This is a genomic window from Nostoc favosum CHAB5714 (assembly GCF_020829495.1).
Classification (GTDB): Bacteria; Cyanobacteriota; Cyanobacteriia; order Cyanobacteriales; family Nostocaceae; genus Nostoc; species Nostoc favosum.
This window is the reverse complement of sequence record NZ_JAIVFQ010000068.1, coordinates 19,936-37,373: the sequence shown is the minus strand read 5'-3', so window position 1 is coordinate 37,373 and position 17,438 is coordinate 19,936. Positions and strand designations below refer to the sequence as shown.

Annotated in this window: 11 protein-coding genes; 8 read left to right on the top strand and 3 right to left on the bottom strand. The window is 44.2% G+C overall.

What is annotated here, in order from left to right; genetic code table 11:
- Positions 1–204, top strand: a 204-nt coding sequence (locus LC586_RS28990) for a hypothetical protein (RefSeq protein ID WP_229488670.1), incomplete at its 5' end; no start/stop codon positions are given.
- 314 nt (positions 205–518) lie between these two features.
- On the opposite strand, the gene LC586_RS28985 is transcribed toward LC586_RS28990, so the two are convergent.
- The gene (locus tag LC586_RS28985) at positions 519–860 is read right to left on the bottom strand and encodes a hypothetical protein (RefSeq protein ID WP_229488669.1); all 342 of its coding nucleotides are present in this window, start codon (positions 858–860) and stop codon (positions 519–521) included.
- A 178-nt stretch (positions 861–1,038) separates the two neighbouring features.
- Between LC586_RS28985 and LC586_RS28980 the strand changes: the two genes are divergently transcribed.
- From LC586_RS28980 to LC586_RS28955, 6 genes are all read left to right on the top strand, one after another.
- Positions 1,039–2,169 carry a filamentous hemagglutinin N-terminal domain-containing protein gene (locus LC586_RS28980; protein WP_229488668.1) on the top strand — a complete coding sequence of 377 codons (1,131 nt, stop codon included), beginning with the start codon at positions 1,039–1,041 and terminating at the stop codon, positions 2,167–2,169.
- Positions 2,160–3,941: an autotransporter outer membrane beta-barrel domain-containing protein gene (locus LC586_RS28975; protein ID WP_229488667.1), complete on the top strand. Its 1,782-nt coding sequence runs from the start codon at positions 2,160–2,162 to the stop codon at positions 3,939–3,941. The genes LC586_RS28980 and LC586_RS28975 overlap by 10 nt, the downstream gene beginning before the upstream one ends.
- A gap of 601 nt (positions 3,942–4,542) precedes the next feature.
- Positions 4,543–5,058: a calcium-binding protein gene (locus LC586_RS41225; protein ID WP_306423294.1), complete on the top strand. Its 516-nt coding sequence runs from the start codon at positions 4,543–4,545 to the stop codon at positions 5,056–5,058.
- A gap of 406 nt (positions 5,059–5,464) precedes the next feature.
- Positions 5,465–6,139, top strand: coding sequence for a calcium-binding protein (locus tag LC586_RS41220; RefSeq protein ID WP_309143407.1), 675 nt, complete (start codon positions 5,465–5,467; stop codon positions 6,137–6,139).
- 185 nt (positions 6,140–6,324) lie between these two features.
- Positions 6,325–6,552 carry a hypothetical protein gene (locus tag LC586_RS28960; RefSeq protein WP_229488666.1) on the top strand — a complete coding sequence of 76 codons (228 nt, stop codon included), beginning with the start codon at positions 6,325–6,327 and terminating at the stop codon, positions 6,550–6,552.
- Between the two features lie 261 nt (positions 6,553–6,813).
- Positions 6,814–9,372, top strand: a complete 2,559-nt coding sequence (locus tag LC586_RS28955) for a two-partner secretion domain-containing protein (RefSeq protein WP_229488665.1) — start codon at positions 6,814–6,816, stop codon at positions 9,370–9,372.
- Between the two features lie 563 nt (positions 9,373–9,935).
- On the opposite strand, the gene LC586_RS28950 is transcribed toward LC586_RS28955, so the two are convergent.
- Complete coding sequence (locus tag LC586_RS28950) at positions 9,936–12,716, bottom strand: CHAT domain-containing protein (RefSeq protein ID WP_229488664.1); 2,781 nt, start codon at positions 12,714–12,716, stop codon at positions 9,936–9,938.
- A gap of 317 nt (positions 12,717–13,033) precedes the next feature.
- Here LC586_RS28950 and LC586_RS28945 point away from each other — a divergent pair, with 317 nt between their 5' ends.
- The gene (locus LC586_RS28945; RefSeq protein ID WP_229488663.1) at positions 13,034–13,342 is read left to right on the top strand and encodes a hypothetical protein; all 309 of its coding nucleotides are present in this window, start codon (positions 13,034–13,036) and stop codon (positions 13,340–13,342) included.
- Between the two features lie 149 nt (positions 13,343–13,491).
- Here the strand turns inward: LC586_RS28945 and LC586_RS28940 are convergent, their stop codons facing one another.
- Positions 13,492–17,289 carry a DUF4912 domain-containing protein gene (locus tag LC586_RS28940; RefSeq protein ID WP_438822940.1) on the bottom strand — a complete coding sequence of 1,266 codons (3,798 nt, stop codon included), beginning with the start codon at positions 17,287–17,289 and terminating at the stop codon, positions 13,492–13,494.
- Between the last annotated feature and the right edge of the window lie 149 nt (positions 17,290–17,438).

The following is a 17,438-nucleotide window of genomic DNA, read 5'->3' as shown; positions in this document are numbered from 1 at the left end:
GCCACTTCCGACTTAACGGGAGCCACTTCCGACTTAACGGGAGCCACTTCCGACTTAACGGGAGCCACTTCCGACTTAACGGGAGCCACTTCCGACTTAACGGGAGCCACTTCCGACTTAACGGGAGCCACTTCCGACTTAACGGGAGCCACTTCCGACTTAACGGGAGTTGTCACGGTGCGTCATTTTGCCGTTCGGTTTTAAATATGAAAGGGTAAGGTGGCGATCGCACCTTACCCTTTTTCGTTAGGATTTATAAATTTTGTCAAAGTAAATTTTACATTAACAGTCTCTGAGTATCCGACCTTTTGGGTTTATCTACCATAGTTACTCACAAACTTATGCACTGGAGAGTTTGTATTTCAGGATGAAAAGGGCAAAGACATCTACCGAACGGCTTTGAGGCTGGCTGAAAAATCTGGTGTGATGCATCGGTCTACCTCTAAGTCCGCAATATGCTCTGAAAACATACAACAAGTATCAATGGTACTTCAAAGTTTATTGTGGCGATCGCTAAATCACATCTGAGTATTTTTATGTAAGATCATGGGTGCAACGGGTGTCGCTAACAAGTGACCTTGAAAGTCAGTTAAAGACGGATCAGGGATTTGTAACCAACAATCTGCTTGGTTTAGCAAATTTATGGGTTCAACAAGCAGCCAGGCACAAAGAGGAGGGTCAGGCAGAGGGTCTGCTTCATGCGTAACTACATGTAATTTTACTACTCTTTCTGCTACTAGAGATCCACTCTCACGTATTCCTCCTACAATTTTTTCAGCCTCCACATCCATGATGTCCTGCTCAAGAGTTGATTCAATATAGTCTAAATCCAGGATTTTTATTTTCAAGGAATGATACATTGTAATCACTTAATTGATTGTTTTTCCTTAGAGGTAAAATCACCTCTATTTAATAATCCAAGTTGCAGCATAAATTTTTTTGCCAATTGTGCCATTTCTTCACAAAAGTTTATAATTTGTGCTGTTTGGACAGCACAAAAATCCCTGATTATTTCTGTTGTTAAGGGAAATTCATCAAATGACTGAAAACTTACGCGGTTCGTGCTGGCTTTTAAGGCTAATGATTTCTTCAGCTATTAGTGGCGCATACGTCAATGCTGGGGATTGTACCTTGGCTCAAATTACGCCTGATAACACTTTACCCAATAATTCCACTGTCAAATTAGAGGGGAACACCAGAATTCTTGAAGGAGGAACTCAAGCTGGAAGTAATCTTTTCCACAGTTTTGAGCAGTTTTCTGTACCCACTGGCAGTCAGGCTTACTTCAACAACGCTTCAGATATTCAAAATATCATCAGCCGCGTCACGGGTGGTTCTGCTTCTATAATTAACGATCTGATTAAAACCAATGGCTCTGCTAACTTGTTTTTTCTCAATCCCAATGGAATTATTTTTGGGCCTAATGCCCAATTGGACATTAAGGGTTCTTTCATCGCAACTACAGCAAACCGCCTCAAATTTGCAGATGGCGCTCTGTTTAGCGCGTTTCCTCCCCAAAGCACACCTCTGCTAACGGTAAGTGTTCCCATTGGCTTGCAATTTGAGGGAGCAGCAGGAAAGATTCGTGTTGAAGGATCTGACCTAAAAGTGCAACCTGGTAGAACTTTAGCACTCGTGGGTGGTGATGTGACGTTGCAGGGAGGTGAACGAGCAGCTTTAAAACCACGACAACCGAATTTGGCAGCTCCAGGAGGACGGGTTGAGCTAGGTAGTGTGGCTGGCGTTGAAGAAGTGAGCTTGAACCAGAAAGATAACGATTGGGTTCTGGGGTACGCCTCTGTAAATAATTTTGGCGATATTCGATTGGAAGACGGAGTATATGTTGATGTTACCGGTGCTGGCGGTGGTGATGTTCAGATTCAGAGCAATAATTTGGCTTTAACTCAAGGCTCATTGATTTATGCGGACACACAAGGTACAGAGGCTGGTGGAGAGGTGCTTGTCCACACAACAAAGGCGGTGACTCTCACTGAGGGTTCGCAGATTACAGCCGATGTTTATCCAGAAGCGACTGGAACCGGGGGAGATGTGACGATTGAAACTGGACAGTTGAGTATTCAGGGGGATCGGTCAAGGATAAGAGCTGGCACCTTGGGCAAGGGACGGGGGGACAGCTTACCGTTCGCGCCTCGGAGTTTGTGGAACTAACAGGAACAACAAATAACGGCTTGTTTACTCAAACTCAAGGTGCTGGAAATGCTGGAAACTTGACAATTACCACTCAAAGGTTAAGTTCTCGGAATGGAGCGCGAGTATCAACTTCTACTAAAGGCGAGGGACAGGGGGGAAATTTGACTGTAACCGCCACCGATTCCGTAGAAGTTATTGGTCTTGGTAGCGGCTTGTTTACTCAAACTCAAGGTGCTAAAGATGCTGGAAACTTGGCAATTAATACCAGACGCTTGAGTGTCCAGGATGGAGCGCAAGTATTAACTTCTACTCTAGGCAAGGGGCAGGGGGGAAGTTTATTTGTGGCTGCTAGCGATTTGGTGGAATTACAAGGAACAGGAATATTATCCAATGGGCAGCAAATCCCTAGTTCTTTATCTACTCAAACAACAAATGTTGGAGATGCTGGTAATTTGACGATTAACACTAGGCAGTTAATTGTGGGAAATGGCGCACAGATAGTTACTGGTACTCAAGGTGAAGGAAAAGGTGGAGAAATAAAAGTTAATGCAACTGAAGCTGTTAACATTTTTGGAGTTCGCACAGGTGCACCGGCAAGTGGATTATTTTCACGTACTAATCAAGGGGGGAAGGGAGGAAACATCATTATTAATACAAATGCTTTCCGGGTAGCAGGCAATGGGGTTGTAGATGCCCGCACTCTAGGTGGAGGAAATGCTGGCAATATCACTGTGAACGCAAATACTTTGGAAGCGGTTAATGGTGGACAAATCCTTGCTAATGCTTTCACGGGCAGCAGTGGGTTTGCAGGTGATATCACAGTTAATGCTACTGAGAGGGTGACTATATCTGGCAGTGCTACCTTCAAACGGGTTGTCCCAAGTAGTGGGGGTCTTGTTAAGGATGAGTCTGTTAACAGTGGCTTGTTTGTTCGCTCTCAAGGGTCAGGGAGCGCAGGCAACCTTCAGGTAAAATCTCCTTTCATTCGCTTAGACAATGGAGGGGAAATCACTGCTGAAACTGCATCCGGTAATGGCGGTGATATTACACTCTACGACCTAGATTTATTGTTACTAAGCGGCAATAGCCGGATATCTGCTACCGCAGGCACTAATCAACAGGGTGGAGATGGCGGTAATATTACCATCGATGCGCCTGACGGCTTCATCGTCGCCAAACCAAATGAAAACAGCGACATCACCGCCAATGCCTACAATGGTAATGGGGGAACAGTCAAAATAAACGCTACTAAGATTTTTGGAATTGCGCCACTAACTGAGGAAGACCTTAAAAAGTTGCGCCCTACGGATTTAGACCCGCGTCAACTTCAGACAAATGATATTACGGCAATTTCCCAAACAAGACCTGATTTAAGCGGCATTGTAGATATCAATACCCTCGATGTTGACCCCTATCGAGGATTAATTAACTTACCAGCCGTACCAGTCGATACTCAAGTGGCGCAAGTTTGTCAAGTGCGTACAGCACAAAATCAAAGTAGTTTTACGATCACCGGACGCGGCGGCTTACCACCCAACCCCACCAAAGACATTCTCACTCTTGATGTAGTTCAAGTAAATTGGGTAACTCTCAACCCAAAGGGTGAAAACCACTCTAGTGCAAGTGTTTCAACTCAGGCAAATAGTTCCACTCCAGCGCCGATTGTGGAAGCGCAAGGGTGGGTGATAAATGCTAAAGGTGAAGTTGTACTAACGGCTGATGCGCCGACAACCACGCTTCATAGTTCGTGGCAGAACCGAGCTAATTGCCGTAGTGATTTTAAGATTTGAGATTGCCAACTGGGTAGTTGCTTTGAAACCATCAATTATGAATTAATACAGCGTATTTCAGGTAAATGAAGTACACGGGTAGGGGCACAACATGTTGTGCCCCTACGATATCTGTACCTCACGCCTGTTGCAATCTGCTGTAATTCTCAATACAAGACCTCTTGCAAAAGTCCCTAAGACCCCACCCCCAACCCCTCCCCGCAAGCGGGGAGGGGAGACAAAGCGTAGCTTTGGCGGGGTGGGGTTCAAATTGTTTGATTTATGCAAGAGGTCTACAGAAGCGATCGCTATTAACGTGGCTCACGGGTGGAGATGTCTATTACAATACGCTTGGGTTAAGCCCAAAAAATAAAAATGTGTAGATTGGGTTGAGGAACGAAACCCAAAGGGGCTTCCCGCAGGGTAACCCAACATTTTCGGACATTTGTTGGGTAACACGAATGTTCAACCCAACCTACAATTATCCTTAACCCAAGCGTATTGATGTCTATTAGGCTAATTTACCTTTTCGCCTTATTTTATTTGTTAACAAATTTCATCATTTATGCTAGTTGCTAGTTAAGATCAACGATGAAAACATTAAATTATCTGAGTAAAGAACATGGCAACTATTTACGGCACTTCTGGAAACGACAATCTAACTGGGACTCAAGCAGACGATAAAATATACGGCTATGGAGGCAATGACCACTTAGTGGGAGGAGGTGGTAATGACATTCTAACTGGTGGTAGTGGTAGAGATACCTTTGTCTTGAATTACTCAGGTGGTGGTATTGATAGAATTACAGACTTCTCAGTTAGTAACGATATTCTGAAAGTTACTACTTCTACTATTAGTTCCTCTCAGTATGTTATAGGTACACCATCATCTCTGAGCAATTATGAAGTGAGTGAAGATTCTGCTATTAGCTCTACTAAGTCTGCAAATCGTTCACTAACGGTCGAATCGAGTAACTCTAGGAGCACTTCTAATATTTTTACATATAACGCAAGCACTGGTGCTCTATTTTATTTGAATCAGCAGCTAGCCTGGCTACCTACTAATCTTAATTGGAATTTAGCTGTTGTAGTCCCTTCGATAAGTACTCCTCCTACTACTGATGAATCAATAATCTAACTCCCCAGCCGAGTTTCCTACTAGAGTTTGGGGGAGCCAAACTCCCCTTCTACTGTGTATACACAAACGAAGGGTTCACGCTTTGATTACGGAATTGGTGTTCTAGCTGCGATCGCCTTGTTTTGTTTCTTTACCAATCTTATCTTTAACTCAATTCCGTGGGTTTAAGTCCCCCGGTTCAATAAGAAAGCAAGTTTTGTGTTGGGGTTAAATCCCCATTACAAAACAAAATTTACGAAAGCGTTGCGGGGCGTTCGCGTTTAGCGTCTCTAAGAGTTGCCCATTACGAATTACGTTAGCGTAGCGGTAGCGAGGAACGAGCGTCATTACGAATTACGAATTATTTAATGCTGATTGCTAGGTAAAATCATCCGTATAAACATTAATTTCTCTGGGAGTAAGGAACGTGGCAACTATTCACGGCACATCTGGAAGCAACTATCTAGTTGGGACTTCAGGAAGCGATCAAATATACGGTTATGGAGGTAATGACATTCTAAAAGGTGGGCTGGGTAATGACTACTTGGAGGGAGGAAGTGGTAATGACAATATCACTGGTGGTAGTGGTAGAGATACCTTTGTCTTGGATTACTCAAATGGCGGTATTGATATAATTACAGACTTCTCAGTTAACGACGATATTCTGAAAATTAGTACCCCTACTATTAGCAGCAGTAACGCCATCTCTCCAGCTTATCAAGCCAATGACACTCTAATAGGTGGATCGGTTAAAGACTCTTTAGTAGGAGAAGTTGGTAATGACATTCTGACTGGTAGCAAGGTGTCACTATCCTTGCCTTCTATTAAATATTCTGAGAATGCTATTGAATTGACTAACTCTACAACTGATGTTTTACTATCAACAGAAGTTTCGAGTAAGGACATGATACTTGCTGATCCTATGAAAGAACTATCTCTAACTGATCCTATGAAAGAACTATCTCTAACAATAGTTAGTAGGGGTACAGGACTTCCTAGTTATTTAAGCTACGACAAAAACACTGGCGCTCTATTTTATTTGAATCAGCAGCAGTTAGCTTGGCTACCTCCTAACCTTAACTTTGGTGACAATTTTAGCTAGTCTTCATTCATTTTTGCAGAATGATTGGCTTGTAGTAAACGGCTCCAGCCCTACTTTTATGCAACTTAAATCCTCATTAGCTGATGTATCATAAAACTTTAAATAAAACATAGTCAAATCTAATCAGGCATAGTCAAATTTTAACTCCTTGATGGTATAGTAATCTCATCAGAGAATTAATTAATATGCGTCAAGTTGAAAAGCACGTAATCAAAGAAGGACACGAATGTTTTGATTATTGCATTCAAATTACCACAGTTTCACGTCTTCTTTATAACACTGCTCAATTCACACAAAGACAAGGTTTTTTCTATGGTTGGGGTACACAAACTCAAGCTTCTTTAGACACTTTATTTAAACAAAACGAAACTCCACTATTTAAGCGTGTCAATGCTGAAAGTAGGGTTGCTTAAATCTAGGTTGCATACGTCTGACTATATTTGACTATGCGATTTGGAACTATTTAGGTTGATTAGAGGATGATTCTTTGGTAAAGTGCGTAAGTCTTAAAATTTATACAGTCACTACTGTCACAACAGCAGATTAGTAATCAAAACCTAACCTTTCAGCCGAGTTACCTAGAGAGGGCTAGGGGCAAAGGTTCGCACAAGCATTACTAAAGTAGTGTTCTGTCTTGCAATGAAGTAGCTTTCAAGGGTTAGGAGATAAGTTCTGTGAGTTTAAGAAGTTGGTTTGATCGCGGTTGGCACTTAGGATTACCGGGCTTGGTGATTCTAGTAGGTGCGATTGGAATAGGAGGAGGCGATCGCACATCCGCTCAGATCACTCCTGATTCCTCTGTGGGAACTCAAGTGGAGCGAATCGACAACACTACCTTGGATATTACAGGGGGTACAACCGTTGGCAATACAAATTTATTCCATAGTTTCAGCAACTTTAGTATTACAAGCCAGGAGGTAGTCAATTTCCAAAACGCCCCTACCATCAACAATATTTTGGTGCGAGTTACAGGGGCAAATCCCTCTGACATCCAAGGAGAACTTCAAGCTCAAGGTAAAGCTAATCTCTTTTTAATGAATCCCAACGGCATCATATTTGGAGCAAATACCTACTTAAATATTGGCGGTTCATTTATCGGCACAACAGCTAATGCGATCCAGTTTCCGGGTGGTGGAGAATTTTCGATGACTTCACCCGTCAATCCGCTTAACCCCTTGCTGAGAGTGAATCCTTCTGCATTTCTATTCAATCAAATTCCATCCCAGCCTGTGAAGCCGATTCAAGTCAATGAAGCAATTCTATTCGTTCCTGAGAGTCAGAGTTTAGTGCTATTGGGAGGCGATGTGAATTTAGAAAGAGCGATACTGTACGCTCCAGATGGTCGAATCGAATTCGGAGGATTGGCAGGAGCAGGAACAGTAGGGTTGAATATTGATAACAACAATTTCCGTTTAAGTTTTCCTGAGAGTGTAGCGCGAGCAGATGTATCTTTTACCAATTTCACTACAGTAAGTGCTAGTGGAGAAGGCGGTGGTGGTATCCAAATACAAGGCAGGCGCGTCACATTCGATAGTTCAGAAATTGCGGTTAATGCCCTAGTCTCAAAATCGGGAGGAACATTAGGGGTGAACGCATCGGAGTCAGTAGAACTCTTGGGAGGAAGCCGTCTGTTGACTGAGACAACAAACTCTGGAACTGCGGGAGATTTAAGGATTGAAACTGAGCGGTTGATTGTTCAAGATGGCTCGCAGATTTCAGCTTCTACTTCTCCACAATCTACAGGAGGGGGAGGAACTTTGTTTGTCAACGCCAGGGACTCTATCCAACTCATTGGAACCTCGCCAATTATAGAAGGTGAAAAACCCATACCTAGTGGCTTGTTTACAGTAACACAAGGTGATGGAAATGCTGGAGAGTTAAGGATTCAAACTGGGAAATTAATTGTTCAAGATGGAGCGCAGGTTTCAGCTAATACTCGTAGTCAGGGACAAGGAGGAACGCTGTCTGTTACCGCAGACTCTATCCAACTCATTGGAACTTCGGCAATAGGTAAACCCAGTGGCTTATTTGTTGGGACTATAGCTACTGGAGATGCCGGAAACTTAAATATAGAAACTGGGCAGTTGATTGTTCAAAATGGAGCAAGAATTTCAGCTTCCACAGAATCTACTGGGCAGGGAGGAACTTTGTCTGTCAACGCCAGGGACTCTATCCAACTTATTGGAACAAATGGTGATAATAGAAGCGGCTTATTTGTTGAGACTAAAGCTACTGGAGATGCCGGAAACTTAAATATAGAAACTGGGCAATTGATTGTTCAAAATGGAGCAAGAATTTCAGCTTCCACAGAATCTACTGGAGAGGGGGGAAGCATTATAGTTAAGGCAGAAGAATTAAATGTCTTAAATAACGCTGACATAACTGTGAGCAGTCAAGGCACAAATAAGGCAGGTGATTTGGAAATCACCGCTCGTTCTATCAAATTGGATAACCAAGGTAAGCTCATTGGGCAAGCTAAGTCCGGTGATGGTGGCAATATTACGCTGAACTTGCAAGACTTATTGTTACTGCGCCGCGAGAGTGAGATTTCTACCTCAGCAGGCAGAGACACTAAAGGGGATGGTGGAAATGGGGGTAATATCACCATCAATGTCCCTGACGGCTTCATCGTCACCCAACCAAATGAAAACAGCGACATCACCGCCAATGCCTACGATGGTAAAGGGGGAATAGTCAAAATCAACGCTACTAAGATTTTTGGAATTGCGCCACTAACTACCGAAGACCTTAAAAAGTTGCGCCCTACGGATTCAGACCCGCGTGAACTTCAGACAAATGATATTACGGCAATTTCCCAAACAAGACCTGATTTAAGCGGCATTGTAGAAATTAATACGCTCGATGTTGACCCCTCTCAAGGATTAATTAACTTACCAGCCGTACCAGTCGATACTCAAGTGGCGCAAGCCTGTCAAGCGCTTACAGCACAAAATCAAAGTAGTTTTACGATTACCGGACGCGGCGGCTTACCACCCAACCCCAGAACCGAACCCCTCACTCCTGATGCAGTTCAACTAGATTGGGTAACTCTCAACTCAAAGGGTGAAAACCGTGTTAGTACAAATTCAAATCAGGCAAATAGTTCTAGTCCAGCGCCGATTGTGGAAGCGCAAGGGTGGGTGATAAATGCTAAAGGTGAAGTTGTACTCACGGCGAACGCGCCGAACGCTTTGCCTCATAGTTCCTGGCTAAATCCTGCTTCTTGTTTCTAAGAAACCAGGTTATATCATGTCCGCTTGATTGCTTATTAAACCCGAAGAACCCCACCCCTGCCAAAGCTATGCTTTGTCTCCCCTCCCCGTAAACGGGGAGGGGTTGGGGGTGGGGTGACGCGGATCGTGATGGTAAGGATAATCGTAGGTTGGGTTGAACTTTAGTGTTACCCAACAAACCAGCGAAAATGTTGGGTTTCGTTCCTCAAACGCCACTTGCTTCAAGTCGGCAGAGCCGCCCAACGCAGTGGCTCCCCAACCTACGCAGGTTAAGGTTTTTATGGCTAACCCAAGCGTATTGGGTTATATCACAATACGCTTGGGTTAAGGATAATCGTAGGTTGGGTGGAACGTAGTGAAACCCAACAAACCCGCGAAAATGTTGGGTTTCGTTCCTCCACCCAACCTACGCAGGTTAAGATTTTTATGGCTAACCCAAGCGTATTGGGTTATATCATGTCCGGTTAATCAAGCTGAATAAAAAATGTTCGTAGTAAGGACTTTAGTCCTGGCTTTGGGGACTGAAGTCCCCACTACAAACTGTTTATTATGGGTAATTTATGTCAAAGCCAATTGCCTACTAAAACATAGGGTGCCCAGAAATATGGAGCTTTTTCCTTAGCAAAAACAGCTAATTGGGCACTTTGAAGTGCCTCGGCTTTATTCACCCCAGCTTTTAGGTGTCGATAGAACTCACTCATTATATCGGCGGTGGATCGATCATCTATTGACCATAATGTTGCTAGTGTACTGCGTACCCCCGCCCGCATAGCTATCCCAGCCAGTCCCAAAGCTGCTCGTTTGTCTCCCTCAGCAGTTTGACAAGCACTGAGGACGAGTAATTCAATGCCACTAAACCTGTCTTTGTCGCTAACTCGCAGCAAATTATCAAATTCCTTGACCTTAACCAGTTTATCCCAGGTGAGAATAAAGGTTTTTTCAGCATCAGAACTAAATTCACCGTGAGTTGCTAGGTGAACCACCGTGAAGGAAACTGTTTGCAACTTATTTTGCAGGTTTGTTTCGGTAAACTGTTGATTTAACAGTTCTTCACTATTGGATACCTCAGATTTGATTTCTTTTAATTCTCGTGGTACATTTTCCAATTGGGGAAATTCTTTGCCTTCAACTGGGCGTTTTTCGCTGACTCCGGCAGTTAAAGCATTTAGCTGTAACTGTCGCAAAGGTTTGGGATCAAGGAGTTGCAAACCTGGTGTCAAGGCGATCGCATATTTCTCTAGCAGATATTTCTTTTGCTGTTTGTCGTAGAGAACCGCCATCGGGATATTCCGCAACTCACCATCCAATACAAACACTAAGGTTTTTATCCCACTATTGACTAACTCTGTTTGTGCAGGTCGAATTAACCAATCATATATTTGTTGGGACTGCTGCCTAACCCGATCAGTCGCGGTGACATTTAGTAAGTTTTTCCTCAGTTGTGCTATTATGCTTTCCACATCATTTTGAGCTATTACAGTTTTGTAGTGGCGCAACTCTTGATTAGGCAATTTGAGGATAACGTCTAGGCGGTCTGGCAAAATAATTGGATAGATCACTGCTGCTCGTTGGTCTTTTTTGTCAACTACTGGGTCAAGTTCCTGCGTAGGATTTAAACAGGCTGACCGAAAGAAGTTATCCAGTTCTGCTAATTGCAGAGATTCAATTACATCACGAGCAAGCTTTAGATTGTCTTGATTGATACCCTCTTGTGGTGATAGCGATAGCGGCGCGTTAGCCTTTAGTAGAGAAGCGTCTCGTTGGTCTAGCTTCTCGAAGGGAACAGAAGCACTGCTGCTTTGGGGAGAACGCAACAGCAATTCAACTAACTCTCGATACACCGGTTCAATATTTTCTCGGAAGGAAAACTGAACGTCTGGACTAATAGCTACTAAATCACCACGCAGAGATTGAAGGGTCTTATAGGCTACATTATAGGATGCGATCGCGCCTTTAATATCTCCCTTTTTTTTCAGTATGCGTCCCAGTTGCCATTGCCATTGATAAGCAATATCCGATGCATTAATACTTTGCGCTATGAATAAAGCTTTCTCGGTAAGCTCTTGAGCATCAGAAAACTGCCTGGTTTTTTCATACAACTCACCAAGGCTGCCCATAGCATAAGATTCTGCTCGCCGATCTTGCAAATTCTCTGCCTGCTTGATCGCGGTGGACAATTGCTGGGCAATGTTCAGCCATGAGGGGGTATCTATGCTAGTTTTTTCTTTTAATTGGGTGAGATTTTGGGCAAACTTAATGCGAGTATATACTGAGGTTCGGCTGGGTGGTAAGTTGCTAATTTCCGACTGGATTTGAGACGACAATGCCAATGCATCTTGATCTTGCTTTTTCTCCAAAAGTAGACTAAGTAAATTGAGGTGAGCCTGGATGCGTGTGATGGAGGAAACAGATACAGCAGCAGCCTCCTGGTAGTATTGCGAAGCCGCTTCAGTGTCTTGCTGGGCGCGGGCTGTGTTGCCTAAACTGAGTTGAGCCTCTGCGATCGCTTTTGGAGATTGCACTCGCTTTGCTACTGCTAAACTTTTCCCCAATACCAACCGTGATACCTTTAAATCACCAACAACTCGGCGGACGTTGCCAAGACTACGCAGCCCTGTGGCTACAATAAGTGAGTCTGGAAGGCTGGTAAGGGTTTGCTGTACTTCGTTTAAAATTTTGTTAGCCTGAAGGTAAAGCCCTAAAGCTTGCAAAGCTTGTGCAGAGTTAATCCGGTTACGAGTTAATCTAGCCTTGTCGCCTATTTGCTGATAAATATCAGCCGCTTTTTGCCAGGTAGTTAAAGCCGTTTCTGCTTGCCCTTGTGCCAGTTGTAACTGTCCTTGCACATCTAGGGCTTGTGCAATAATTTGCGATCGCTCACCGGAAGTGCCCGTATTTTCCCCTGACTGTAATAATTTTAAACTTTGGGCGATCGCTTCTTCTGCTTCTCCCCACAAGCCAAGTTGCTGATAAGCCAAGGAGAGATTACTCAGCGTCATCGCTTCTTGTAATCCATCTTTAGAGGTTTTAAACCCAGCAGCAGCCTGTTGCAAAACTTTGACCGCTTCAGTAAACTGTCCTCTGTCGTATAATATCTTGCCCTGTTCCACTACGCTTGCCGTTTGCGATGAGCCGCTTTTCAGAGAGAGTAGGGAGTGGAAAATAGGGGATTCAGCATTCACTAGTTCCCTGTTTTCACTACTTCCTTGTTTTCCCCACTCCCGTTGCTCAGTCAAATTTTGCGTGTCAGAGTAGACAGCAGGAGGTTTTGCCAAAACAGGGGATAAGGCTATGCATAGAAATGCAGTGAACAGTGCTAATAAAAAATGATTTGGCCATTTCATACGCAATTATTACAGCAGGTTTCATTTTTTTGAACCACCGAAGTTATATAATGCCCGGTTATATGATGTCCGGGTAATTAACCATAATAACCGGAACCCCACCCCGCAAAAGCTGCGCTTTAGCTCCCCTCCCCGCAAGCGGGGAGGGGTTGGGGGTGGGGTTCTTTTATTTATGGGTGATTTGGCGGACATGATATTAATTCGTTATTCCCCTCCCCGATGCTTTGGCTACGGTGTACACACAAGTCGGAAAAACTTCATCTACCAAAGATTTGCAGTTCGTTACGCTGGCGTGACAAAGCTAAATTCTTGCAATCATGGCGAGCGCATTTGTTATTTCGGCGACCGCATTTGTTATTTCGGCGAACGCATTTGTTATTTCGGCGAGCGCATTTGTTATTTCGGCGAACGCATTTGTTATTTCGGCGAGCGCATTTGTTATTTCGGCGAACGCATTTGTTATTTCGGCGACCGCATTTGTTATTTCGGCGAGCGCATTTGTTATTTCGGCGACCGCATTTGTTACTTCGGCGAACGCATTTGTTATTTCGGCGAACGCATTTGTTATTTCGGCGAACGCATTTGTTATAGGATGGGTTCCCTCCTGCCTCCTGAATAATTCGTAATTCGTAATTCGTAATTAAAGAGGGTACAAGCCCCCACCATAATCTGTGATTTGGTGGAACAATTCAGTGGAGGGTGCAAGCCCCTACTGATTGTAACTACGAATTACGAATTATCAATTACGAATTATGTTGACTTTTGCCTTGCGGTACTAGCTTTCGGAAGTTTCCTGAGAGAACTTCTTATGGATAGTTCTAGTGGATTCCCCATCAGCAGCTACCGTTATAAGATAGTCCATTAAACCATCTGAAAAGGGAAGACGTAGGTGGAAAGTACCATCGGGTTTGATTTTGATGGAATGTCCACCAATGTTTACGCTTGTATTTGGTTGGGTTGCTCCGTGAATAATCAACTCAGCATCTGCCACAAACCAAAAATCTTCGTGGGAACGACTGAAAACCCGAATATTAGGTGAACGGGCTATGAGTAACCAACGTAGTTTACCGCCGTAGGCATCGCCATCGGCGATATAACCAATTTCAGCTATGTAATCGCGATCGCTGACGGGAATAGCCACAAAGCGATCGCGTGCTACCTCTTCACATTCATACTGCTGTACAAGCTGGGGATTTTGATAACTCAAGTCAATCCCAGTTACATCATACAGCCGCACTACCAATTGGGAACCGCCCTGTTGTCGCAGTGCTTGGTTCTGAGCCTTGGAAATGTGCCAAGAGACATAAGCCCATTTGGGAGTGCGGGGTGTGAGCAAAATACTGCTCTCTTCTTCTCTGCTCTCTTCTTCTACATCTACTAAACCAATAAGTGTTTGGCTTGTTAATGCTACATCTTCAACGGTGGAATTTGTAGGAACAATAGGTGTTTCGCTTGTTAACGCTACATCTTCAACGGTGGAATTTGTAGGAACAATAGGTGTTTCTCTTGTTAATGCTACATCTTCAACGGTGGGATCTGTAGACACTGGACTGAAGACACGAACGATCGCTGAACGGGCGATGAACAACCAGCGTAGTTTACCGCCGTAGGCATCGCCATCAGCAATATAGCCAATTTCGGCTATGTAATCGCGATCGCTGATGAGAATTTCCACCAGGCGATCGTGTGCTGTCTCTTCACATTCATACTGCTGTACCAGATGGGGACTTTGATAACTCAAGTCAATCCCTGTTGTATCGTAAAGCCGCACTACCAATTCAGAGCCACCCTGTTGGCGCAGCGCTGCTTTCTTGGCTTCGGAAATCTCCCAAGAGACATCAGCCCATTGGGAAGTGCGAGGTGTGAGGACAATACTGCTCTCTTCTTCACTGATCTCTTCTTGGGGATCTACCAAGTCAATATCTGTTTCATCTGCAATCACCACTTCATCAACGATGGGATCTGGATGCACTGGACTGAAGACACGAACAATTGCTGAACGGGCGATGAACAACCAGTACTCGCCATAAGCGACATAGCCAATTTCAGCTATGTAATCGCGATCGCTGATGGGAATTTCCACCAGGCGATCGTGTGCTGTCTCGTCACATTCGTACTCCTGTACCAGATGGGGACTTTGATAACTCAAGTCAATCCCAGTTACATCGTAAAGCCGCACTACCAATTGAGAGCCACCCTGTTGATGCAGCGTTGCCTTCTTGGCTTCGGAAATCTCCCAACTGACATGAGCCGATGTATAAGTATCTAGTGTGAGGACGATACTACTCTCTTCTTCTGCATCTATCAAATCAACAGCTGTTTCGGCCGCGTAGGCATAGCCCGTCGTAGACATCGGCACATTTTCAACCGTAGTATCAGTTTCTCTTTGGGCATCTGATGCAGAAATGGTAGTCCAGCCTGCAATTCCTACGCCTGCTGCTAAAGCCGCAGCACCCACTAAATCTGTGGAGTCAGTTTCAGCAATACCTTCCTCAACAGTAGGCTCTGCTTGAGATTCTTCCTCTGGCAAATTGACGGTGGGTTCAGCTGCGTCTGCTACCACATTAAATACATCTTCTTCTGATAATTCTGGCAAATCCACCAGTGAGGATGTTTGTAACGCTGACGGTTCCACATCGGCTGCTACTTCGCCAGACTCTGGTAAGGGGAATTCATCTACTGAGTCTGTATCTTCAGTTGAGGTAATACTCTCTAGCCAGTTTAATTCTGCCTGAAGTTGTTCATCTATCTGATCTTCATTAATTTCTGTGTCCCAATATCCAAAATCAGATGTTATTTCTAGCACATTTGGTAATTCTGGTAGTGGGGCTGTCTCCTCAGTTAAAGGCAGTTCCACATCAGATACCTCTTCTGGAATATTAGGCAGATGAGGATATGAAGTATTTACTACAGCTGCTGGGGCTTCTATGTCCCATTCAATTTCATCAGAATCCCAGGCAATCTCATCAGAATCAGACTCAGGATTGTTAATCTCAGTATAATCACTCTGATTAACTGTCTCATCAATCGCATCTGCTTCTGTTTCTTTGTTGGTCAAGGCAGACCAGCTAGCCGCCCCGATGCCCGTTGATAAAGCCGCACCATTAGTTAAAGCTGCGGCTCCCAAGTTGTTATTTTCTGAGCCATTAGCTACGCCTGATGTTGTGTCTTCATAGGAATTAGAGGTGCCATTAGTTCCCTCCCGGACTAAATTTGATGTCCCTTGAGTAGCATTCTGGGTCAGGTCAGATTGTGTTTGAGCATAGATGTTGAAAGGAGTGCGATCAGGGCTTTCTTGCTCTTGGAACTGCGGCACTGGCTGCTCCTCAAGCATCGCTCCGTTAATAGAGGGAGATGTGCTGGCATTGAGTACTGCCATTTCTCCATCTTCTGTACTGGGTGGACGAGGATCTGATTCTGGTAAGTTGTCTGTCTCAGTAGGCAATGGGCGTTTTCCCAGAACCCACCATAGGAACGCTCCAGCTACAGGAGCAAAAAACAAAGGTAGGAGTAACCAAAATGGTGTTTCCCTATTGACAATTGGAATTGGTTGTGCAGTTGCAGGAGCCACAAAAGGCTGTTCGGCAAATGCAGAACTAGTTGCACCAGGGGAAGGCGTAGCAGCAGATGTCGTCTGGACACCGGGGGAAGCCGTGACAGGTTGTAATACGTTGGTTGCGATCGCCTCTGCTTCGGCAGTTGTACCTTGTTTTACAGCGTTCTCTCCTGAGGATGCAATAAAGCCGATAAATTCTACTATGCTTGAACTTGGATTTTTTTTGTAAACGTAAACTAAAGGTTGCGAGAAGGGATATTTCTCATCATCTGGTAAGGCTTGATCTAATTGCAGAACTCGCACACCGTTCAATTTTGACACCTGATTAGCTAACACATAGCTAATGCCGTCTTTGCCCAGTTGTTTGATGATTTCTGCGGTATTATTTTCAGTTAGTTGGGTAGCATTGGCCCCTGTGGCAAATTTAGCAGTCTTGAAGGCTGGATAAGTCCGAAAAGTATTGCGAGTCTCACTCGTGTTAGGGTGATCGATTAACCGAATCTTCCCTGAAGGCCCTCCCAGTTGTGACCAATTTGTAATTTGTCCCCGGAAAATTCGGGCGAATTGCCTACTAGTCAAGTTTCCTTTAAAAGGATTATCTGCACCAACCACGATCGCAATCTTCTCACGGTGCAAGACAAGTTGCTCTAGTCCTTGGGCTTTTTCTGCTGGCGTCAACCCACGCCCCATTCCTGCTATGTCAATTTTGCCATCTAGCAAATCTTTCAGTGCCGTATCAGTACCGTTGGCAGCAACTTCAAGCTTTGCGCTGGGATACTGTTTTTCAAAATTTTCTTTCATGCTTTGGTTGATTGCAGCCAAGCTACTTGAACCATCAATCCTTACTGGCGTCCCATTCTGCACTGTTTGCGGCAGTGTTAAAGAAGGAGTTTCAGGTTTAGATTGTGCCAGCATGGATTCTGACACCAGTAAATTTGCTGCCATAGGGGTTGTAGCTAAGGCAAGCCATAATACCAGTCTAATTATCGAAGTATCTTTTTTTTCTTGTTGCCACATAAGCCCCTTATTAAAGTAAAAAATAGAAAGCCTGCCAATCCTAAATCGCGATCTTTTTAAAGATTATGGAGGAGACGCGCTAATTATACATCTGAGTTATCTTTACTTCTAAGTTCCTTCAACGCACTTATATTGATTTATACTTCGCA

What these genes read in the sequence shown, in the direction of transcription:
- LC586_RS28985 (WP_229488669.1), bottom strand. Translation starts at nt 860, where the DNA reads ATGTATCATTCCTTGAAAATAAAAATCCTGGATTTAGACTATATTGAA.
- LC586_RS28980 (WP_229488668.1), top strand. Translation starts at nt 1,039, where the DNA reads ATGACTGAAAACTTACGCGGTTCGTGCTGGCTTTTAAGGCTAATGATT.
- LC586_RS41225 (WP_306423294.1), top strand. Translation starts at nt 4,543, where the DNA reads ATGGCAACTATTTACGGCACTTCTGGAAACGACAATCTAACTGGGACT.
- LC586_RS28960 (WP_229488666.1), top strand. Translation starts at nt 6,325, where the DNA reads ATGCGTCAAGTTGAAAAGCACGTAATCAAAGAAGGACACGAATGTTTT.
- LC586_RS28950 (WP_229488664.1), bottom strand. Translation starts at nt 12,716, where the DNA reads ATGAAATGGCCAAATCATTTTTTATTAGCACTGTTCACTGCATTTCTA.
- LC586_RS28945 (WP_229488663.1), top strand. Translation starts at nt 13,034, where the DNA reads ATGGCGAGCGCATTTGTTATTTCGGCGACCGCATTTGTTATTTCGGCG.
- LC586_RS28940 (WP_438822940.1), bottom strand. Translation starts at nt 17,289, where the DNA reads ATGTGGCAACAAGAAAAAAAAGATACTTCGATAATTAGACTGGTATTA.